Annotated in this window: 22 protein-coding genes and 1 tRNA gene; 14 read left to right on the top strand and 9 right to left on the bottom strand. The window is 65.4% G+C overall.

What is annotated here, in order from left to right; translation table 11 throughout:
* The first annotated feature begins 77 nt into the window (after positions 1-77).
* Entirely contained in the window at positions 78-2,777 is a 2,700-nt protein-coding gene (locus ACOZ4O_RS12765; RefSeq protein ID WP_424525814.1) for a DNA-directed DNA polymerase, read from the top strand.
* Here the strand turns inward: ACOZ4O_RS12765 and ACOZ4O_RS12760 are convergent, their stop codons facing one another.
* Positions 2,778-3,524 (bottom strand): SDR family oxidoreductase, encoded by a 747-nt coding sequence (locus ACOZ4O_RS12760; protein ID WP_424525812.1) that lies wholly within the window; start codon positions 3,522-3,524, stop codon positions 2,778-2,780.
* A 161-nt stretch (positions 3,525-3,685) separates the two neighbouring features.
* Here ACOZ4O_RS12760 and ACOZ4O_RS12755 point away from each other — a divergent pair, with 161 nt between their 5' ends.
* The 11 genes from ACOZ4O_RS12755 to ACOZ4O_RS12705 all read left to right on the top strand — a co-directional run bounded on the left by ACOZ4O_RS12755 (position 3,686) and on the right by ACOZ4O_RS12705 (position 11,530).
* Entirely contained in the window at positions 3,686-4,591 is a 906-nt protein-coding gene (locus ACOZ4O_RS12755; RefSeq protein WP_424526176.1) for an ABC transporter ATP-binding protein, read from the top strand.
* Between the two features lie 9 nt (positions 4,592-4,600).
* Positions 4,601-6,028 (top strand): Fe-S cluster assembly protein SufB, encoded by a 1,428-nt coding sequence (sufB, locus tag ACOZ4O_RS12750; protein ID WP_424525810.1) that lies wholly within the window; start codon positions 4,601-4,603, stop codon positions 6,026-6,028.
* Positions 6,025-7,284: a Fe-S cluster assembly protein SufD gene (gene sufD / locus ACOZ4O_RS12745; protein WP_424525808.1), complete on the top strand. Its 1,260-nt coding sequence runs from the start codon at positions 6,025-6,027 to the stop codon at positions 7,282-7,284. Before sufB ends, sufD begins: the two co-directional genes overlap by 4 nt.
* A 34-nt stretch (positions 7,285-7,318) precedes the next feature.
* Positions 7,319-7,816, top strand: a complete 498-nt coding sequence (locus ACOZ4O_RS12740; RefSeq protein WP_424525806.1) for a GNAT family N-acetyltransferase — start codon at positions 7,319-7,321, stop codon at positions 7,814-7,816.
* Between the two features lie 51 nt (positions 7,817-7,867).
* A complete protein-coding gene (locus tag ACOZ4O_RS12735) occupies positions 7,868-8,362 on the top strand; it encodes a ferritin-like domain-containing protein (protein ID WP_424525804.1) in 495 nt (164 codons plus the stop codon).
* A 126-nt stretch (positions 8,363-8,488) separates the two neighbouring features.
* Positions 8,489-8,929 (top strand): metal-dependent transcriptional regulator, encoded by a 441-nt coding sequence (locus tag ACOZ4O_RS12730; protein ID WP_424525802.1) that lies wholly within the window; start codon positions 8,489-8,491, stop codon positions 8,927-8,929.
* Between the two features lie 37 nt (positions 8,930-8,966).
* The gene (locus ACOZ4O_RS12725; protein ID WP_424525800.1) at positions 8,967-9,314 is read left to right on the top strand and encodes a hypothetical protein; all 348 of its coding nucleotides are present in this window, start codon (positions 8,967-8,969) and stop codon (positions 9,312-9,314) included.
* A 46-nt stretch (positions 9,315-9,360) separates the two neighbouring features.
* Positions 9,361-10,098 (top strand): HNH endonuclease, encoded by a 738-nt coding sequence (locus ACOZ4O_RS12720; protein ID WP_424525798.1) that lies wholly within the window; start codon positions 9,361-9,363, stop codon positions 10,096-10,098.
* Between the two features lie 43 nt (positions 10,099-10,141).
* Positions 10,142-10,245, top strand: a tRNA-Gln gene (locus ACOZ4O_RS12715).
* 167 nt (positions 10,246-10,412) lie between these two features.
* Complete coding sequence (locus tag ACOZ4O_RS12710; RefSeq protein ID WP_424525796.1) at positions 10,413-10,730, top strand: hypothetical protein; 318 nt, start codon at positions 10,413-10,415, stop codon at positions 10,728-10,730.
* 113 nt (positions 10,731-10,843) lie between these two features.
* Positions 10,844-11,530 (top strand): HD domain-containing protein, encoded by a 687-nt coding sequence (locus ACOZ4O_RS12705; RefSeq protein WP_424525794.1) that lies wholly within the window; start codon positions 10,844-10,846, stop codon positions 11,528-11,530.
* Here the strand turns inward: ACOZ4O_RS12705 and ACOZ4O_RS12700 are convergent.
* From ACOZ4O_RS12700 to ACOZ4O_RS12690, 3 genes are read right to left on the bottom strand one after another with little or no spacing between them, the layout of a single operon-like run.
* Positions 11,527-12,261 carry a TMEM165/GDT1 family protein gene (locus ACOZ4O_RS12700; RefSeq protein ID WP_424525792.1) on the bottom strand — a complete coding sequence of 245 codons (735 nt, stop codon included), beginning with the start codon at positions 12,259-12,261 and terminating at the stop codon, positions 11,527-11,529. The genes ACOZ4O_RS12705 and ACOZ4O_RS12700 overlap by 4 nt on opposite strands.
* Positions 12,258-12,926, bottom strand: a complete 669-nt coding sequence (locus ACOZ4O_RS12695) for a metal-dependent transcriptional regulator (protein ID WP_424525790.1) — start codon at positions 12,924-12,926, stop codon at positions 12,258-12,260. Before ACOZ4O_RS12695 ends, ACOZ4O_RS12700 begins: the two co-directional genes overlap by 4 nt.
* A gap of 49 nt (positions 12,927-12,975) precedes the next feature.
* The gene (locus tag ACOZ4O_RS12690) at positions 12,976-14,169 is read right to left on the bottom strand and encodes a threonine synthase (protein WP_424525788.1); all 1,194 of its coding nucleotides are present in this window, start codon (positions 14,167-14,169) and stop codon (positions 12,976-12,978) included.
* A 176-nt stretch (positions 14,170-14,345) separates the two neighbouring features.
* On the opposite strand from ACOZ4O_RS12690, the gene ACOZ4O_RS12685 reads away from it, so the two are divergent.
* Positions 14,346-15,125 carry a winged helix-turn-helix transcriptional regulator gene (locus ACOZ4O_RS12685; protein ID WP_424525786.1) on the top strand — a complete coding sequence of 260 codons (780 nt, stop codon included), beginning with the start codon at positions 14,346-14,348 and terminating at the stop codon, positions 15,123-15,125.
* 54 nt (positions 15,126-15,179) lie between these two features.
* Here ACOZ4O_RS12685 and ACOZ4O_RS12680 read toward each other — a convergent pair whose 3' ends face one another.
* From ACOZ4O_RS12680 to ACOZ4O_RS12660, 5 genes are read right to left on the bottom strand one after another with little or no spacing between them, the layout of a single operon-like run.
* The gene (locus ACOZ4O_RS12680; RefSeq protein WP_424525784.1) at positions 15,180-15,935 is read right to left on the bottom strand and encodes a proteasome assembly chaperone family protein; all 756 of its coding nucleotides are present in this window, start codon (positions 15,933-15,935) and stop codon (positions 15,180-15,182) included.
* A 4-nt stretch (positions 15,936-15,939) separates the two neighbouring features.
* Entirely contained in the window at positions 15,940-16,110 is a 171-nt protein-coding gene (locus ACOZ4O_RS12675; RefSeq protein WP_424525782.1) for an RNA-protein complex protein Nop10, read from the bottom strand.
* On the bottom strand, positions 16,107-16,910 hold the full coding sequence (locus ACOZ4O_RS12670; protein WP_424525780.1) for a translation initiation factor IF-2 subunit alpha: 804 nt from the start codon (positions 16,908-16,910) through the stop codon (positions 16,107-16,109). The genes ACOZ4O_RS12675 and ACOZ4O_RS12670 overlap by 4 nt, the downstream gene beginning before the upstream one ends.
* Positions 16,907-17,080, bottom strand: a complete 174-nt coding sequence (locus ACOZ4O_RS12665) for a 30S ribosomal protein S27e (RefSeq protein ID WP_424525778.1) — start codon at positions 17,078-17,080, stop codon at positions 16,907-16,909. Before ACOZ4O_RS12665 ends, ACOZ4O_RS12670 begins: the two co-directional genes overlap by 4 nt.
* On the bottom strand, positions 17,080-17,364 hold the full coding sequence (locus tag ACOZ4O_RS12660) for a 50S ribosomal protein L44e (RefSeq protein ID WP_424525776.1): 285 nt from the start codon (positions 17,362-17,364) through the stop codon (positions 17,080-17,082). The genes ACOZ4O_RS12665 and ACOZ4O_RS12660 overlap by 1 nt, the downstream gene beginning before the upstream one ends.
* A 116-nt stretch (positions 17,365-17,480) precedes the next feature.
* Here ACOZ4O_RS12660 and ACOZ4O_RS12655 point away from each other — a divergent pair, with 116 nt between their 5' ends.
* On the top strand, positions 17,481-18,473 hold the full coding sequence (locus tag ACOZ4O_RS12655) for a hypothetical protein (RefSeq protein ID WP_424525774.1): 993 nt from the start codon (positions 17,481-17,483) through the stop codon (positions 18,471-18,473).
* The last annotated feature ends 15 nt before the right edge of the window (positions 18,474-18,488 follow it).

The raw sequence follows: 18,488 nt of genomic DNA, 5'->3' as shown, positions 1-18,488 counted from the left end.
AGTACCACACTATAACCCTTTTCCCCGCGGGCGGCGGACGCAGGGTCTTTTAGTCGGGCGCGACCAAGGAAGGAGCAATGCCTAACGCCAGCCTGACGGACTTCGACGGCGGCGAGGACGACGCTGCCGTCGAGGGGGACGGCGCCCGGCCCGCCGCGGAGGCGCGGTACGTCGCCGGGGACGGCGACCCCGTGGTAAACGAGATTATCGACGCCGAGGAGGGTGCGCTCCCGGACACAGACGGCACCGTGGACATCGCGGTCACCCAGGTCGACTACACGGTCGAGGGACGGGGGAGCCGCGAACGCCCCATCATCCACGTCTTCGGCCGCCGCGCGGACGACACGCCCGAGCACGTCCGCATCCACGGCTTCCGTCCCTACTTCTACACGCCCACGGACAGCCTCTCGGAGGGCGACCTGCAGGACGACGTCATCACGGGCAGCGAGGACGGCTACGAGAGCATTCGTGGCACTGAACTGACGAAGGTATTCGGGCGGACGCCCCGGGACGTGGGGAACATCCGGGACTGCTTCGAGCACTACGAGGCGGACATCCTCTTCCCGAACCGCTTCCTCATCGACAAGGACGTGAACAGCGGCCTCCGGGTGCCCGAGCGCCGCGCGGAGGAGGACGGCGCGCTCGTCGCGCACCACGGCGAGGTCGAGGCCGTGGAGGCGGAGGCGACGCTGCGCGTGAACACGTTCGACATCGAGGTGGACGACCGCTCCGGGTTCCCGGAGGACGGCGAGGAACCCATCGTCTGCCTCACCAGCCACGACAACTACCGAGACGAGTACATCGCGTGGCTCTACGACGCGCCCGACGCGGAGGTCCCCGCGCCCGACGATCTCGCGGACTACGACCTACTGGACGAGAAGGCGGACGCGTCGGTCGAGGTGCGCGCGTTCGACGAGGAAGAGGAGATGCTGGATGCCTTCCTCACGTACATCGAGGACACCGACCCGGACGTGCTCACGGGCTGGAACTTCGAGGACTTCGACGCGCCGTACTTCATCGACCGCCTCGACGTGCTCGGGATGTCCTACGACCGCCTCTCCCGCGTGGACGAGGTGTGGACGGGCGGCTGGGGCGGCCCGGACGTGAAGGGCCGCGTGGTGTTCGACCTCCTGTACGCCTACCAGCGCACGCAGTTCAGCGAACTCGACTCCTACCGCCTCGACGCGGTCGCGGAGACCGAACTCGGCGTCGGGAAGGAGCGCTACACGGGCGACATCGGCGACCTCTGGGAGCAAGACCCCGAACGCCTCCTCGAATACAACGTCCGGGACGTGGAGCTCTGCGTCGAAATCGACCGCAAGCAGGACGTGATTCCGTTCTGGGAGGAGGTCGCGGCCTTCGTCGGGTGTAAACTCGAGGACGCGACGACGCCCGGCGACGCCGTCGACATGTACGTCCTCCACAAAGTCCACGGGAGTTTTGCGCTCCCCTCGAAGGGCCAACAGGAATCCGAGGACTACGAGGGCGGCGCGGTGTTCGACCCCATCACGGGCGTCCGCGAGAACGTCACTGTGCTCGACCTCAAATCCCTCTACCCGATGTGCATGGTGACCATCAACGCCAGCCCCGAGACGAAGGTCAATCCGGAAAACTACGACGGCGAGACGTACGTCGCGCCGAACGGCACGCACTTCCAGAAGAATCCCGACGGCGTCATCCGGGAGATGGTCGACGAACTCCTCGAGGAGCGCGAGCAGAAGAAATCAGAGCGGAACGACCACGACCCGGACAGCGAGGGGTACGAGCGCTTCGACCGCCAGCAGGCCGCGGTGAAGGTCATCATGAACTCGCTCTACGGCGTGCTGGGCTGGGAGCGCTTCCGCCTCTACGACAAGGAGATGGGGGCCGCGGTGACCGCCACCGGCCGCGACGTCATCGAGTTCACCGAGCGGGCCGCGAACGAAATCGGTCACGAAGTCGCGTACGGCGACACGGACAGCGTCATGCTGGAGCTCGGCGGTGAGTTCTCGAAGGAGGAAGCCATCGAGACGTCCTTCGAAATCGAGGAGCACATCAACGGTCGGTACGACGACTTCGCGGCTGACGACCTGAACGCGGAGGAACACCGGTTCCAGATCGAGTTCGAGAAACTCTATCGGCGATTCTTTCAGGCGGGGAAGAAGAAGCGGTACGCGGGCCACATCGTCTGGAAGGAGGGCAAGGACGTCGACGACATCGACATCACGGGCTTCGAGTACAAGCGAAGCGACATCGCGCCCATCACGAAGGAGGTGCAGAAGGAGGTCATCGACCGCATCGTCCACGGCGAGGACGTGGACAGCGTGAAGGACTACGTGCACGCCATCATCGAGGACTTCCAGGCCGGGAACGTGGACCTGGACGATGTGGGGATTCCGGGCGGTATCGGGAAGCGCCTCGACAACTACGACACGGACACCGCGCAGGTTCGGGGCGCGAAGTACGCGAACCTCCTGCTCGGCACGAACTTCCAGCGCGGGTCGAAGCCAAAACGGCTCTACCTCGCGAAGGTGCAACCGGAGTTCTGGCGGCGCGTCGAATCCGAGAAGGGACTCGACCCGCAGACCGACCCGCTCTACGGCGACTTCAAGCGCGACCCGGACGTCATCTGTTACGAGTACGCCGACCAGGTGCCCGCGGAGTTCGAGGTGGACTGGAACACGATGCTCGATAAGACGCTCAAGGGACCCATCGAGCGCATCCTCGAAGCGCTCGAGGTGTCGTGGGAGGAAGTGAAGAGCGGGCAGACACAGACCGGTCTCGGCTCGTATATGTGACTACCAGTCGCTGAACTTGTCGCGTCGGTAGAGGTCGATTTCGCTCGCGGTAGACTGTTCTTGGCGGGCGGCGAACGCGATTGCGTCGGCGATTTCCGCGGGTTCGGTGACTTCGCCCGGGTCGAAGCGGTCCTCGAAGCTCTCGCCGGAGTCCCCGCCGAACTCGGTGCGGACTTCGGTGGGGTTGACGACGGTGACGCCGACGCCGTCCGACCCGTACCGGGCTTCGACGCTGTGCGCGAACCCGCGCGTCCACCACTTCGTCGCGGCGTACACGGGACTGCCGGGCCGGGGGTACTGGCCGGCGAAGCTCCCGACGAACACGAGATTGCCACGCGACTCGACGAGGTGCGGGAGGGCGGCGCGGGTGGCGTAGAACATCCCGGTGCAGTTCACGTCCATCATCGTCCGGTACGCGTCGGTGTCCATGTCGGCCACGTCGCCGTCGCCGCGGGCGAGGCCGGCGTTGTTCACGAGCACGTCGAGGCCGCCGAAGGCGTCGACGGTGTCGGCGACGAGCGCGTTCACGTCGGTCTCGTCCGTGATGTCCGTGGTGGCGACGAGCGTCTCCGCGTCGTATTCTCCTTCGAGTTCGTCCGCGATGGTCTCCAGTCGGTTCGTTCTGCGCGCGGCGAGCGCGACGTTCGCGCCGTCCGCCGCGAGCGCGTGCGCTGTCGCGCGGCCGATTCCGGCGCTCGCACCGGTGACGACCGCGGTTCGTCCGTCGATCGGGGTGTCCTGACCCATACGGGCCATGCGTCGAGCGGGGGTTTCGGTCTTTCCCCGTCTCCGCTCCCCCACGCCGACTTTCCTGTTTTGAGAAATTAATTTGTGTTTGAGAGAACGTGACACCCGTGGATGCGTAAGCATTATGCGTCGCAAACACCTCCTTCGACATGACTGAAGGCATGGCTACGCTTACACTACAAAACGTACACGCAGAAGTCGCAGAGGAGGGCGAGAAGATTCTCAACGGCGTCGACCTCGAAGTCGACACCGGCGAGATTCACGCCCTGATGGGTCCGAACGGCAGCGGGAAGTCCACGACCTCGAAGGTCATCGCGGGCCACCCCGCCTACGATGTCACCGAGGGCTCCATCACACTCACGCTCGACGACGACGACTTCGGCGACGTCGACGAGATTCCGGAGGACGCACGCGAGTGGGACCTCCTCGACATGGAGCCGAACGAACGCGCCGCGCTCGGCGTGTTCCTCGCGTTCCAGTACCCCGCGGAAATCGAGGGCGTCACGATGACGAACTTCCTTCGCACCGCGCTCAACGCGAAACTCGAAGAGCGCGAGGAACTCCTGTTTGGCGAGGACGAGGAGGAAGAAGACGAGGAAGCCGGCTACGACACCAGCCCGATGGAGGGCCCCGCCGACGAGGGTGACGTGGGCGTCGCCGAGTTCCAGCAGCTCCTCTCGGAGAAGATGGAACTCCTCGACATGGACGAGAAGTTCGCACAGCGCTACCTCAACGCCGGGTTCTCCGGCGGCGAGAAGAAACAGAACGAAGTCCTGCAGGCAGCGATTCTCGAGCCCGCTATCGCGGTGCTCGACGAGATCGACAGCGGTCTCGACATCGACCGCCTGCAGGACGTCGCGGACGGCATCAACGCCCTCCGAGACGAACAGGGTACCGGCATCCTCCAGATCACGCACTACCAGCGCATCCTCGACTACGTCGAGCCTGACACGGTTCACATCATGCTCGACGGCGAGATCGCGATGGAAGGCGGCCCCGAGCTCGCGGCGAAGCTCGAAGACAAGGGGTACGACTGGGTGCGTGACGAGGTCTACAACGCGGCCTAAACCACGATTATGAGCTCAGACGAACACCTCAAAGAAACCGACACGGAAGCCCGATTCGAGTTCAAGAAGGAACAGAAATCGGCGTTCGAGTCGGAGAAAGGACTGACCGAGGAGACAATCCGTCTCATCTCGGACGACAAGGACGAGCCGGACTGGATGCTGCAGCGGCGTCTCCGCGCGCTCGAACACTACCAGGAGATGCCGATGCCGACGGACTGGCCGGGCCAGCCCGACCTCACCGAACTCGACATCGAAGAGATCGTTCCCTACATCCGCCCCGACATCGACGCTCGCGGCGGCGCGGACTCCTGGGAAGACCTCCCGGACGAGATTCGGGACACGTTCGAGAAGCTCGGCATCCCGGAAGCCGAACGTGAGGCGCTCTCGGGCGTCGGCGCGCAGTACGAGTCCGAGATCGTCTACCAGAACATGCAGGAGCAGTGGGAGGAGAAGGGTGTCATCTTCATGGACATGGACAAGGCCGTCCAGGAGCACCCCGAGCTCGTGAAGGAGCACTTCATGACGAAGAACGTGCCCCCGAGCGACAACAAGTTCGCCGCGCTCCACGGCGCAGTCTGGTCCGGCGGCTCGTTCGTCTACATCCCCGAGGACGTAACGGTGCAGATGCCGATTCAGGCGTACTTCCGCATGAACTCCGAGGGGATGGGGCAGTTCGAGCACACCCTCATCATCGCGGAGAAGGGCAGCGAAGTCCACTACATCGAGGGCTGTAGCGCGCCGAAGTACGGCGCGCACAACCTCCACAGTGGTGGCGTCGAAGTCTTCGTCGGCGAGGACGCGCACGTCCAGTATTCGACCGTGCAGAACTGGTCGAAGAACACGTACAACCTCAACACGAAGCGCGCCATCGTCGAGGAGAACGGCACGATGGAGTGGGTGTCCGGTAGCATGGGGTCGAAGGCGACGATGCTCTACCCCTGTACCATCCTCAAGGGCCGCGGCGCGACTGACAACCACATCACCATCGCGTTCGCGGGCGAGGACCAGGACATCGACACCGGCGCGAAGGTCTACCACAACGCGCCCGAGACGAAGTCCACCATCGAATCCAAGTCCATCAGCAAGGACGGCGGCCGCACGAACTACCGCGGTCTCGTCCACATCGCTGACGGCGCGGAGAACTCCAGCACGTCGGTGGAGTGTGACGCGCTGATGTTCGACAACGAGTCCACGTCGGACACGATGCCGTACATGGAGATTGAGGAGTCGAAGGTCGACGTTGCCCACGAAGCGACCGTGGGGAAGATCGGCGACGAGGACGTGTTCTACCTCCAGAGTCGGGGGTTGGACGACGACGACGCGAAGCAGATGATCGTCGCCGGGTTCATCGAACCGATTACGGAGGAACTGCCCATCGAGTACGCGGTCGAACTCAACCGTCTCATCGAACTGGAGATGGAGGGGAGTCTCGGATGAGCACGCAACTCCACGACGGCATCACCGAGGAGGCGGTCCGCCAGCTCTCGGAGGAGCGAAACGAGCCGGACTGGCTCCTCGAAACGCGCCTCGACGCACTCGACGAACTGGACAGCCTCGACTTCCCGAGCGTCATCCAGACGCCCGGGCGGACGTGGACGAACCTCGAAGACCTCGACTTCGAGTCCCTCGTCGAACCGCACAAGCAGACCGAGCAGAAAGAGCTCGAAGTCGACGAGGACGCGACGGTCGTTCCGTTCCACCGCGCGCTCGACGACGCCGACCTCGAATCCCTCGTGAAGGAACACTTCGGGTCCGTCGTCTCCACGACCGAGAACCGGCTGACCGCGCTCTCCACGGCGCTGTTCACCACCGGCACGGTCATCTACGTCCCGAGCAACGTGGATGCGGAGGACGTGAAGGTGCGGACGACGATGAACGGCCGGTCGCTGTTCAACTACACGCTCGTCGTCACCGAGAAGAACGCCTCGGTCACGATTCTGGAGCGACAGGACACCGGCGACGAACTGGAGTCGCGTAGCGACTCCGAACGAGCGAGCGGTGACGAACCGCGAGCAGGCGAGCGGTACTACTCCGGTATCGTCGAGGTCGCGGCGGGCGAGAACTCGTACGTCCAGTACGGGAGCCTGCAGGACTTCGACCAGCAGACGTACAACTACACCGTGAAGCGCGGTGATGCCGACACCTACAGTACGATTGACTGGATCGAGGGCAACCTCGGGAGTCGGCTGACGAAGACCGCCGTCAGCACCGAACTCAACGGCGACAGTTCGGAGACTCAGATCGTCGGCGCGTTCTTCGGACACGACGACCAGCACTTCGACTTGGAGAGCGCGGTCTGGCACCGCGCCGAGCACACGACCGCGGACCTCGTCACGCGCGGCGTCATCGACGACCACGCGCGCTCCGTCTACGAAGGTGTTCAGGACGTCGGACGCGACGCCTGGGACACCTCGAGCTACCAGCGCGAGAACACGCTGATGCTCAGCGACGAGTCCGAAGCGGACGCGTCGCCGAAGCTCATCATCAACAACCACGACACGGAAGCGAGTCACTCCGCAACCGTCGGTCAGATCGACAAGGAGGACCTCTTCTACATGGAGAACCGCGCGGTCCCCGAGCAGACCGCGAAGAACATGCTCGTCGAGGGGTTCTACGTCCCCGTTCTCGAAGAGATTGCGGTGGACGAACTCCGCGACGACCTCGAAGAGCGCATCCACGAACGCCTCAACTAGGCGGTTTTTTCTTTCGCGGACCTGAGAAACGAGTGTGAGCGATAGCACCGTCAGGGACGCGGTTCCCGGGGACGCCGCGCGCGTCCGAGAGATAGCGGCGGCGGCGTGGCGCGACGCGCACGCGCCGCTCGTCGGCGACGACCGCGTCGAGGAGTTTCTCGCGGCGCACTACACGGAGTCCGACCTCCGGGATGCTATCGAGCACGAGGAGTCGGTGTTCCTCGTCGCGGAACGCGACGACGTTCTGGGGTTCGTCGAAGTCGGGCCGACGGACGACGGGGATACCTGGAGCGTCTACCGCATCTACGTCCACCCCGAGCACTACGGCGCCGGCGTCGGAACGACCCTGCTCGACGGCGCGGAAGCCCGGCTCTCGGACGCAGTGACGCGGCTGCGGTTGGTGGTGCTCGCTGGGAACGACCGCGCACGCGGGTTCTACGAGGCGCGCGGGTTCCGGTTCGTACGCGAAAAGCCGAACGAGTTCGACACTCGGGACGCAGTGTACGTGAAGCGACTCGACGGCACCGTTTAAGTTCGCGCGGACCGACGACTCAGGTATGACGGACGGACGCCGAGGTGAACCGTGAGTTCAGTCGCCGCACGCGTGGATTCGGACGACCAGCTCGCACGCCTCCTCCAGATCGGAATCGTGCTCGAAGAGGTCGTCGAAGCACGCGCCTACCAGCACTACCAGCGACTCCCCGCGGACGAACGCGACGAACGCATCGAGGGCCTCCTGGCCGACGCGCGCGAGGAATCACACCAGCACCGCGAACGCCTCGAAGACCTCGTCGACGAATTAGACGCGGAAAGCATTCCGTTCGACGACATCCAAGCACTCGTGAACGCCCAGTACGCACAGACGCGCCCCGACGACTTCGACGGCGTGCTCTACGACCAACTGAACGGCGAAGAGACCGCCTACAAGTTCTACGACGACCTCATCGACGCCATCGAGTCGAGCGACGCGGAGTTCAGCGTCCCCCGCGACAGCCTGCTCGGCGTGCTCAAAGAGATTCGGCAGGCCGAAGCGGAGGGCGTCGAAGAAGTCGCGAACCTCATGGAGGACCGCGTATGACCGGGGTGAGCGCCGAATGAACCGAGCGCGACCGTCAGTCTCGCTCGCTCACGGCTCCCAGGGAGCCGTGAATTTCGTCGCACGCGATGCGCGCGACGCACTCACGCGAACCACGAGGTGGTTCGCATGAATACAGCGGACCAGTACCTGAAAACCATCTTCGTCGTCCAGCAGTTGGAGGACGGCCCGGCGTCGACCGGCGCGCTCGCGGACCGACTGGACGTGAGTCCCGCAAGCGCGAACGAGATGGTCGGAAAACTCGAAGAACGCGGCCTCGTCACCCACGAGAAGTACAAGGGCGCGGCGCTCACGGACGACGGCGAAGCGCGCGCGGTCGAAGCGCTCGGCACGTACTGCATCCTCGAACGCTTCCTCGCGAACGTCCTCGACGTCAAGGAGTATCGAGAAGAAGCGCGCCAGCTCGAACCCGTTATCGACGAAACCGTCGCCGGCCGCCTCGACATGATTATCGACCGCGAACCAGACTGTCCCGCCTGCTTCGACCCCGAAGCCGACGCGTGCGGGAAACTCGTCGAGGAACTCGAAGGCGTGCAGGCGGACGACTAGCCGCCACACCTACACTGCTCGCCCACAACCATCGCGTATGGACGACAACCTCGGCACGGCGCAAATCGTCTACGACGATCCCGACGAGGGAACCGTCGAACGCGAACTCCAGAACGAACACATCGCGTACTTCCAGGACCACTGGATTCTCAAAGTCGACGAAGACGACGGAAAGGACGTGGTTCGACGCATTCCCGTCGAACGCGTCCACTACGTCGAACGCACCGTCGAAACCTTCGAAGACGAAGTCTCCACCCTCAAATCCCAAGTCGAGTCGTTCGCGGACGACGTCCGCAACACCATCTTCGGCGGCAGCGACCGAAGCAGCGACTCCGGCGACGTCACCCGAATCGACGTGGAGAGCGGCGACGAAACCGACCGGTAACCGACGTCGGCGAAATTGACTATATTGCGGGCTTCGTGTTCGGTGCATGGAGTGTCCGACCTGCGGGAAACACCTTCGGACCGAACAGGGTGTACGTCAGCATCATACGATAGTCCACGGCGATCCACTCCCGAACCGCACCTGCGCTGACTGCGAGCGCGAGTTCTACGACCCGAAATCCCGGCGGACGTACTGTGACGACTGCTACAGCGAGCGCGGTGAGAAGAACGGTAACTACCGGGACGCGAAGGAGCGTACTACGTGCGAGCGCTGCGGAGACGAGTTCGACTACTATCCGTCCAACAAGAAGGGCGTGTACTGCCCGAATTGCGTTGAGAACGCGGATGGGTTGCTTCCTGAGAACCCGGCGGAGCGAGAACGCGTCGTGACGGAATGTCCCGCCTGCGACAGTGAAAACACGGTCGTTCCCTCTCGGGCGGCGAACCCGCGCGGCGGCTTCTGTGACAGTTCGTGTTACGCCGAGTGGCTGTCCGAGTACGTGGTCGGGGAGAATCATCACCAGTGGGCGGGTGGGCCGATTCGATACGGCCGGACGTGGTGGAAGATTCGGCGGCGAGCGCTCCAGCGCGACCAGTATCGGTGTCAGCGCTGTCTGCGGAGCGAGCGGCAACTAACGCGACACCCGGACGTACACCACATTCGTCCCGTTCGGGAGTTCGAGAACGTACGGGACGCCCACCGGCTTGACAACGTTATCGCGCTCTGTCGGCCGTGTCACCGGCGTGTCGAAGCCGGCGCCGTCGAACTCCCACAGAATCAGTGAAGGGTAATTCTCTTGTATGGTCCCGCGTCTACAATTATAGTACAGTCCCGTGGTGTAGTGGCCAATCATATGGGCCTTTGGACCGGTGCGGTACGAAGCGTACCGGGAAGACAGCCCATGACGGCGGTTCGAATCCGCCCGGGACTATTCTGCGAGAAAGAACGTGACGAGCGAATAGTCCGTGGATTCGCAGCCCCGAAAACGAGCGGATTCGAGTTTTCGTGGTTCGAATCTGCCCGAGATCATGGTAATTTTCTAACATATTTTGGGTGGGGAGCGCAGTGGTTTTCCTCGCCGGGCGTTTCTTCGAGAGTATGAGTGTCTTGGAGTCGTTGCCGGGGCGGGCGTTGAGTATGGGTGAGGTGGCGGCGTTGAACGAGTCGGACGCGTTCGAGTTGGTGGTGCCGGTGGAGCAGGAGGAGGCGGTGCGGGCGGAGTCGATGGAGGAGGTGACGGTGAGTGAGGCGGTGGTGTTGGTGACGGAGTCGCGGGCGACGGCGGTGGTGTTCGACGACGAGTGGTCGGTGGTGGAGTCGGTGGAGTTGGCTGGCGTGGAGGACCGGACGGAGGCACTGATGAAGTGTGAGCACGCGATCGAGGACGCGCGGTTGCCGGGCGAGCGCGCGAACTAGCGCGTCACGGGTTCTTCGTGGGTGTGTGGGTGGCCTGCAAAAGGCTAAAGAGCGAAACAGGCGTTCGTCTACGTAATGAGTTGTACGTATCGGATTCGAACGGAGGTGGTGAGATGGGCGTCGAGATAAGGGAATCGTCCGTCTCGTCCGAGGAGCTTGCGGAGATGAAGACGTTCGTTTCGGACTATCTCCGGGCGAGCGTGGAGAACGAGGACGGCGGCGGTCGGATGCGGTGGTATCCGTGGCACTCTGCGGAGTACCGGTTCAATCACATCCTGAACGTGACGGACCTCGCGGTCGAAATCGCGCAGAAGGAGGGCGCGGACGTGGACGTGGTTCGCGTCGCGTCGCTCTTCCACGACGTGGCGAAACTGGAGGCCGACCAGGACGTGCACGCGGAGGAGGGTGCGCGGGTGGCGCGGCAGTTCCTCGAAACGCACGGCGACTATCCGGCGTCGTTCGTCGACCGTGTCTGCGACGCTATCGCGAAGCACTCCTATCAGGGGTCGCTCGGCGACCTGACGCTCGAAGCGCGGTGTCTCGTGGAGGCCGACTTGCTCGATAAGGTCGGTGCGAACGGCACGGTGTTGATGCTGTTGCGGATGGGGTACGAGGCGCGCACGCACATGGATTCGGCGGAGATGATAGAGCGCGTGTACGAGCGCGGCGAGGAAGCGGTGAGTCGCGTGGAGAGCGATACCGCGGAGTCCATCGCGCACGAGCGGCTGAAGCGCGTGCGGTGGTTCCGGGAGTGGCTGGAGGGCGAGGTCGCGCGGATGGAGACCGACGAGCGGTTCTAGGCCGCGTGGTAGCGTTCAGCGGCCGCGCCAACGCAGAAGAAGAGCGCGGCGACGACCGCGATGATGAGGACGGTTTCGCCGATGGCGCCGAAGACGAACACGCCGAACGCGGCGAACACGACCGCGGACGCGACCTCGATGTAGAGCGAGGGAAGGACGCGTTCGGCTTGCTCGCCGATGAGCGCGTCGACGCCGGTGCGGAGCGCGAGCGCGGCGACGACGCCGAGGAAGACGGAGACGAGCGAGTTCGGGAACGTCGCGGCGAGCGCGATGGTGAGGAGTTGGGTTTTATCGCCGAACTCGGCGAGTCCGATGAACGTGAACCCGGTGAGGGTCGGGCCGTGGCCGTCCGTGAGTCCGCGCAGGGACGCGGGGACGACGCTCATCGGGTCGACGGGTGTGAGTGGGTCGGCGCGAACGGTGTTGAGGACGTTGAGGAGCGTCCACGCCGCGAAGGCGAGGAAGAGGCCGCCGGTCGCGACGGTCATCGTGGACGCCGGGACGACGCGCGTGATGGTGCTGCCGAACACGACTTCGAGCGCGCTCCACGCGGTGAACGCGGCCATCGCGCCGACGAAGATGCGTTTCGCGTCGTACTTCGTGGCGAGTGTGATGACGGCGAGCTGTCCCTTGTCGCCGAAGGTCGCGAGGAGGTTCGCGAGGAACGCCGCGAGGAAGGGCCCGTAGTGCGCGTACTGTTCGATGATGCCCTGGAGGCCGCTCGCCGTCATGCGCTCACCTCGGACACGGGACGGACGCGGATGGTCGCAGCGACCGATTCGGGGAGCGTCACGGTCTCACCGTCGATGTCGAGGACGAGCGTGCCGATGGGCGTCGTGTCCGTGACGGTGAGCGTAGTGCCGGGTTCGACGCCGACCTCGGAGAGGTAGCGGAGTTCCTCGTCGTCACGGTCGCTCACGCGAGCGACCACCACGTCGTCGCCGGGTTCTGCGCTCGCGAGCGAGACGGTGTCGTCCTCTGCGAGCGTGAGGTCGGCGCTCGGAATCGGGTCGCCGTGCGGGTCGACCCGGGGGTCACCGAGCGCCTCGGCGACACGTCGCTCGAACTCCTCGCTGATGTGGTGTTCGAGCGCGTCCGCCTCGTCGTGGACCTCCGACCACTCGTAGTCGAGGTGTTCCGCGAGGTAGGCTTCGAGAAGCCGGTGGTGGCGAAGCACTTCGAGCGCGACCGCTTCGCCGTCCTCGGTGAGTTCGACGCCCTTGTACTTCTCTCGGGTGACGAACCCGCGGTCTTCGAGTTTCTCCAGCATCGAGGTGACGGTCGGCGAGGTCACGTCGAGCGCGTCCGCGACGGTCGAGGTGCGGACGGGCGGGCCGTGCTCGCGCTGGAGCATGTAAATCGTCTTCAGGTAGTCCTCCATCACGTCGGAGAGCATTCGATACCAGAGAATTAGGGACGTCTAACTATGAAGTTTGTGCCCTCGACTAGATGCCCTTGCTCATCAGGTGACTGCGAAGGATGTCGTCGTCCTTGCTCCCGTGACCCGTGTTCAGGAGGACTATCGTGTCGTCCTCGTCGAACTCGCCGCGCTGCGCGAGCTCCCACGCGCCGGACGCCGCCGCGGCGCACGTCGCCCCCATCTCGACGCCCTCGTTCTGCGCGACCGTCACCGCCGAATCGAGGATGTCCTGGTCGCTCGTCGCCACCGCGCCACCATCGGACTCCCGGAGCGCATCCAGAATCAGCGGACTCGCGCCCGGGTCGGGAATCTCGATGCCGCCGCAGATAGTGTCCGGGTTCTGCCACGGCTCGTGCACGTCCCGCCCCTCCTCGAACGCCCGTACGACCGGCGCACAGCCTTCCGCCTGCGCCGCGTACATCGACGGCAGGTCGTCAGTGAGGCCGAGGTCGCGGAGCTCCTTCGCGGCCTTGTGCATCCCGACCAATCCGACGCCGCCGCCGGTCGGGTAGACGACCGCGTCCGGCACCTCCCAGTCGAGCTGCTCGACCGTCTCGTACAGCATCGTCTTCTTCCCCTCGTGGCGGTACGGCGTGACGAACGTCTTCACCGAGTACCACTCGGGGTTCTCCTCCATCGCGCCCTCGTACGCCGCGCCCGCGTCCCCGATGCGGCCCTCGACGACCGTCATGTCGCCGCCGTGGACGTTCACCATGGCCTTCTGCGTGAACCCAGACCGCGACGGCAGGAACACGTGCGCATCCAGGCCCGCGCGGGCCGCGTACGCCGCCGCCGCCTGCCCCGCGTTCCCCGCTGACGCCAGCGCCACGTCGCTCGCGCCGTGCTGACTCGCCGCCGTCACCGCGACCGTCTGCCCGCGGTCCTTGAACGTCCCCGTCGGATTCCGCCCTTCGTCCTTGATGAGCACGCGCCCGACCCCGAGTTCGTCCGCGAGCTTCGGCGCGTTCACCAACGCCGTCGCGCCCTCGTCCATCGACACCGCCGACGCCCGCGTGAACGGCAACAACTCCTCGTACCGCCACATCGAATCGAACCGACGCCCCTCGAACGTCTCCCGCGACACGTCCAGCACGTCGAAATCGTACTCGGGGTCCAGAATCCCCTCGCACTCAGGACACCGATGCGTCGCCTCCTCGGCGTCGAACAACTCCCCACACTCCACACACCGCAACCCGATGAACGCCTCAGTCGTCTCCATACACACACTGCACGGCCCGCGTCGAAAGGAGTTACCCTTGCGGAACGAGAGTCGCACTCGGGCCGCTTCGCTCCCTCGCGCGACCAACGCAAACTCCGTTTGTTGGGCCGCGTTCGTTCGCTCCGCTCTCTCACGCGACCGGTGGAACTTTGACCGTCCCACACCCGGACTCGGGTATGGCCGACGTGCTCTCCGATAAGCGCTCCGCGACGCGCTTCCGGATTCTTGTTGAAATCGCGGACCGGCAGCCCGCGGTGAGTCAGGGCGAGATAGCGGACGCCGTCGGCGTCACGACGCAGGCGGTCTCCGAGTACATCCGGGAACTCACGGAGGAGGGACTGGTGGAGAAGGAAGGGCGGTCGCGCTACCGCATCACGAAGGAGGGAGTGGACTGGCTCCTCAGGACGGCGGACGACGTGCGGCGGTACGCCGACCGCGTGACCGAGGACGTGCTCGGGAGCGTGCAGGAGGACGCCGCCATCGCCACCGGTGACATCGCGCAGGGCGACACCGTCACGCTCGACATGCGCGAGGGCTTGCTGCACGCCACGCCCGGCGAGGGCGGGCCGGCGACCGGCGTCGCGACCACGGACGCCGCGGCCGGCAAGGACGTGGGCGTCACGGGCTTCGAGGGCATTATCGACCTCGCGCCCGGGTCCGTGACCGTCCAACAGGTGCCGCCAGTTCGCTCCGGTGGGAGCGGCGAAGTCGACCTCGACGAACTCGCCGCCAAAGTGAATCGAGCGGACCTCGTGCTCGCCGCGGGCGTCGAAGCCGTCGTCGCACTCAGAAAGACCGACGCCGAACCCGCGACCACGTTCGCCGTCGGCGACGTCGCCGCCGACGCCGCGAGCCGCGGCCTCGAAGTCGTCGTCGTCGCCACCGCGGACGCCGTCGGCCGCGTCACCGACCCGCTCCGCGACGCCGGCGCGACCTACGAAGTCGTCGACCGCTAAGCGAACGGCTTTCTAGTCGTCCGACCCGCTAAGAGAAGAACTCGGAGTACGCGCTCAGCCGATGTACCGGAGGTCGTCCTCGCTCCCCGGACTCGGTCCCTGTTCCATCTGCTGCATCTGCTCGACCACGTCCTCCATCTCGTCGGCGCGCTCGTCCAGCGCGTCGAAGTCGACCTCGAACCCGAGGAGGGTTTCGAGGACTTCGAGCACGGCTTTCGCGCTCTTCGGGTCGACGAGGTAGCCCGAGGTCTCGCCCATCAGGCAGACGGCGTCGAACCCGCGGCGGCCGCCGAGGCCGAGCAGGAGGCCGCTAGTTCCGACGATGCCGCCCGCGGGTTCGTCCGATCGGAACTCGACGCCCGCGTCTTCGAGGTCGTCCGTGAGCGAATCGTCGCTGACCGCGCCGACGACGCCGTACTCCTCGATGAGTTCTCCTGTGGGAACGCCGCCGAGCGCGAACAGTTCCGTCGCGCCGAACTCCCCAGCGATGTCGAGGAAGGCGTCCGTCACTCGGTAGTGCCCGGCGTTCTCCTGGGCTTGGTGGTCGCCCGTGAGCACGAGGAGGTCGCGGCCGTCCGTCTCGACGGCGTGCACCTCGACGTGCGCGAGTTCCGCGACACCGCCGTCGCCGACGGTCACCTGCGGCGGGAAGTGCTCCGAGTACACGCGTCGCACGAGCGTGCTGTCCCCCTCCTCCACGATGTGCTCGGCGACGAGTTTCCCGACGTGTCCGACGCCCGGAAGCCCCTCGACGAACACGGGGTCGGAGAGGTCGGCGTCCGCGACCGTCTCGATTTCGAGTTCCTGCATGCCCCTAGTCCCGAACGCGTCTCTTAAGAGCGCGTCGGTACTCCCCGTACGGGTCCTCGGGGTTGAACGGCGCTGGCGCGCTGTTCTCCGCGTCGCTCCCGCACTCGGGACAGCTAGAAGAGAGCGTGTACACCGGGCGGTCGTGGTCGCGGCACACCCGGATGTCGGACTTCACTGGTCTTCGTCGAGCTGGCGTTCGCGGTGGAACTCACCGCTCCCGCCGGCCGCGGCGATAGCGTCGGTCGCGCGGGCGGCGCTCGCTTCGAGTTCATCCTCCGCGGTCTTGTAGTTCGGCGCCTGCACCTTGATGCGGTACTCCGGCGACCCGACGTACGTCACGTCGAGGTCGATCTCGTCCGGAATTTCGTCGTCGCCCTCCGCGGCCTTCAAGGATTCCTTGATGTCGTCAACGCCGTCGCCCGCGGCGGATTCGAGGTGGACGTATCCCGTCACGGTGACGTAGGGGACGGAGACGTTGTCGCGTGCCGTGGCGACGATAGTCTCGATTTCGTCCTCGTCCAGGTCGGTGGATTCGAGCGCGTCCGGGCCGTGGATGGCCGCCTGTTCGAAGCCCTCGTAGAGACTCCCGAACTCGGCGAGCAGTTCGTTCGCGACGGCGCGGAACTGGTCGTCCTTCATGTCCTCGCCGAATGCGATGCTCATCCACTTGTCCGCCTTCTGCTCGTTCTTCCAGTCCTGAATCGCGTCCGAGCGCTGGTGGTCGTTGACGTCCTTGATGGAGAGGTCGATCTGCTGGGCGTCCGTGTCCACGTCGAGGACTTTCGCGACGACGGTCTGTCCCTCGCGAACGTGGTCGCGGACGTTCTTGATCCAGCCTGACGCGACCTCGCTGATGTGGACCAGCCCGCGCTTGTCCTCGTACTCCTCGAGGTCGACGAACACGCCGAAGTCCTCTATCTCGTCGACCTTTCCGACGACGAGTTCACCGGGCTCGGGCCAGCCTTCGTACTTCATCGAGTCTCGACGGTTTCGAGGACGTCGCCCTCGATGTCGGCCTCCCCGCCGGTCGGGCGTGCGAGCGTCGTGCCGCAGACGGCGCACGCGACCTCGCTGGAGGCTTTCCCGAAGACGACCTGTTCGTTCTCACAGTCCGGACATTCGACGGTGTAGAAGTTCCCGGGCATTATTCTTGAAGCTCCAGTCGGCCGGCGCGCCATCCCTCGCGAAGGTGGGCCTTCCCACACTCGCTGCAGCGGTACTTCAGGTCCGTCTTCTTGGTGGGCTTGTCGCCACCGGGGACCTTCGAGAACTTACCGGCGTTCCCGATGCGGGAGGTCTTCCGGGCGCGCTGACGGCCGTTGACTTTCGTCATGCCGGAGGTGCGACCGGAGCGGACCTTCTCGACCTCGTGTTCGTTGTGTTCGTTGCAGTGCGGGCAGTACGTGTTGAAGCGGCGTGGCATCTGCATAGTGAATCGACTCTTGTCGTCTGCTTCGACTGGGGGCCTTAAAATCCGCACGGTTCGACCCCGGCTAGTCCCCGACCCACCGAAACACCAATGGCGTGCGAGACGTACGCACGCCCGTGTCTCGACGCGCCCTCCTCGCGTGTATCCTCCTGGTCGTGTTCGCGGGTGTCGCCGCGCCCGCCGCGGCCCGTCCGCCGCCCGAAGACGCGGACGGGTTCCCCGCGTTCGCGGGCGAGCGCTACGACTACCCCGCATCGAGCGTCGAACGCGTCTCCGTGACCGTCGATGTCGCCGCGAACCGCACGAGCGCGTGGACGGAACGCGCCACCCTCGCGAACCCCGAGACAGTCGATGCGTTCCGCGGGAACGACACGCTCCGCCGCCTCGTCGTCGCCGACGCGTTCGACCACCGGTTCGGCCACGCGACGACGGACCGACGCTCCCACCTCAACGACGATACGCTCGTCGTGACGTACCGCCTCGACGGCGCCGTCCACACCGGGCCCGGCGGCGGCGTGCTGTTCGCGCCGTTCGCGGGCTACGGGAACGACTACCGGCCGGACGGCGCGGACGTGACGATTCGCGCACCCGCCGGCTACCAGGTGACTGACGCACCGACCCAGATGGCCGTCCGTGCGAGCGTCATCCGGTGGAACGAATCCACCGGCGCGGGGTCCGCCGGCGTCTCGCCCGGTCTCGTCACGTTCGCTCCGGACGGCACGGCGCTCGCCGAGGTTCGCGGTGAACTCGCTGTAGCCGCGACCTACGGTCCGACGACGCTCCGCACCGCCGCGGGCGGAACGGTCCTCTACGGACCCGGGTTCGGTCTCCTGCTCGCCGGTGTCCTCGGCCTCTCGGCCGCCCTCCTCGGTACCCCGAGCATCGTGTCCAGCAGGAAGCGACTCGAAGGTATAGGATTCGCCGCCGCCCTCGTCGCGCTCTTCGCGTGGGTGCTCGTTACGTCCTATCCCGACACCGGCGTCACGCCCGGCGTCGTCGTGCCGTGGTGGCTGGTCGTGCTCACCGTCACGCTCCCCGCGGGCGTGCTCGGCGTCGTGTTGCTCGCACTCGCCCGGCGGTACGCCCGCGGAGGAGTGCGAAGCGTTTAATCGGCCGCCCGCGGA

The sequence above is a fragment of the Salarchaeum japonicum genome (assembly GCF_049705945.1).
Taxonomy (GTDB): domain Archaea; phylum Halobacteriota; class Halobacteria; order Halobacteriales; family Halobacteriaceae; genus Salarchaeum; species Salarchaeum japonicum_A.
Note: the sequence above shows the minus strand (reverse complement) of the source record. Positions and strands in the feature narration are given on the sequence as shown.

Bases quoted from the DNA above. Each gene is read 5' to 3' on its own strand.
- sufD (WP_424525808.1), top strand. From the start codon at position 6,025: ATGAGCACGCAACTCCACGACGGCATCACCGAGGAGGCGGTCCGCCAG.
- ACOZ4O_RS12755 (WP_424526176.1), top strand. From the start codon at position 3,686: ATGGCTACGCTTACACTACAAAACGTACACGCAGAAGTCGCAGAGGAG.
- ACOZ4O_RS12720 (WP_424525798.1), top strand. From the start codon at position 9,361: ATGGAGTGTCCGACCTGCGGGAAACACCTTCGGACCGAACAGGGTGTA.
- ACOZ4O_RS12670 (WP_424525780.1), bottom strand. From the start codon at position 16,910: ATGAAGTACGAAGGCTGGCCCGAGCCCGGTGAACTCGTCGTCGGAAAG.
- ACOZ4O_RS12690 (WP_424525788.1), bottom strand. From the start codon at position 14,169: ATGGAGACGACTGAGGCGTTCATCGGGTTGCGGTGTGTGGAGTGTGGG.
- ACOZ4O_RS12760 (WP_424525812.1), bottom strand. From the start codon at position 3,524: ATGGGTCAGGACACCCCGATCGACGGACGAACCGCGGTCGTCACCGGT.
- ACOZ4O_RS12710 (WP_424525796.1), top strand. From the start codon at position 10,413: ATGAGTGTCTTGGAGTCGTTGCCGGGGCGGGCGTTGAGTATGGGTGAG.
- ACOZ4O_RS12695 (WP_424525790.1), bottom strand. From the start codon at position 12,926: ATGCTCTCCGACGTGATGGAGGACTACCTGAAGACGATTTACATGCTC.
- sufB (WP_424525810.1), top strand. From the start codon at position 4,601: ATGAGCTCAGACGAACACCTCAAAGAAACCGACACGGAAGCCCGATTC.
- ACOZ4O_RS12765 (WP_424525814.1), top strand. From the start codon at position 78: ATGCCTAACGCCAGCCTGACGGACTTCGACGGCGGCGAGGACGACGCT.
- ACOZ4O_RS12730 (WP_424525802.1), top strand. From the start codon at position 8,489: ATGAATACAGCGGACCAGTACCTGAAAACCATCTTCGTCGTCCAGCAG.
- ACOZ4O_RS12660 (WP_424525776.1), bottom strand. From the start codon at position 17,364: ATGCAGATGCCACGCCGCTTCAACACGTACTGCCCGCACTGCAACGAA.
- ACOZ4O_RS12705 (WP_424525794.1), top strand. From the start codon at position 10,844: ATGGGCGTCGAGATAAGGGAATCGTCCGTCTCGTCCGAGGAGCTTGCG.
- ACOZ4O_RS12665 (WP_424525778.1), bottom strand. From the start codon at position 17,080: ATGCCCGGGAACTTCTACACCGTCGAATGTCCGGACTGTGAGAACGAA.
- ACOZ4O_RS12700 (WP_424525792.1), bottom strand. From the start codon at position 12,261: ATGACGGCGAGCGGCCTCCAGGGCATCATCGAACAGTACGCGCACTAC.
- ACOZ4O_RS12725 (WP_424525800.1), top strand. From the start codon at position 8,967: ATGGACGACAACCTCGGCACGGCGCAAATCGTCTACGACGATCCCGAC.
- ACOZ4O_RS12680 (WP_424525784.1), bottom strand. From the start codon at position 15,935: ATGCAGGAACTCGAAATCGAGACGGTCGCGGACGCCGACCTCTCCGAC.
- ACOZ4O_RS12685 (WP_424525786.1), top strand. From the start codon at position 14,346: ATGGCCGACGTGCTCTCCGATAAGCGCTCCGCGACGCGCTTCCGGATT.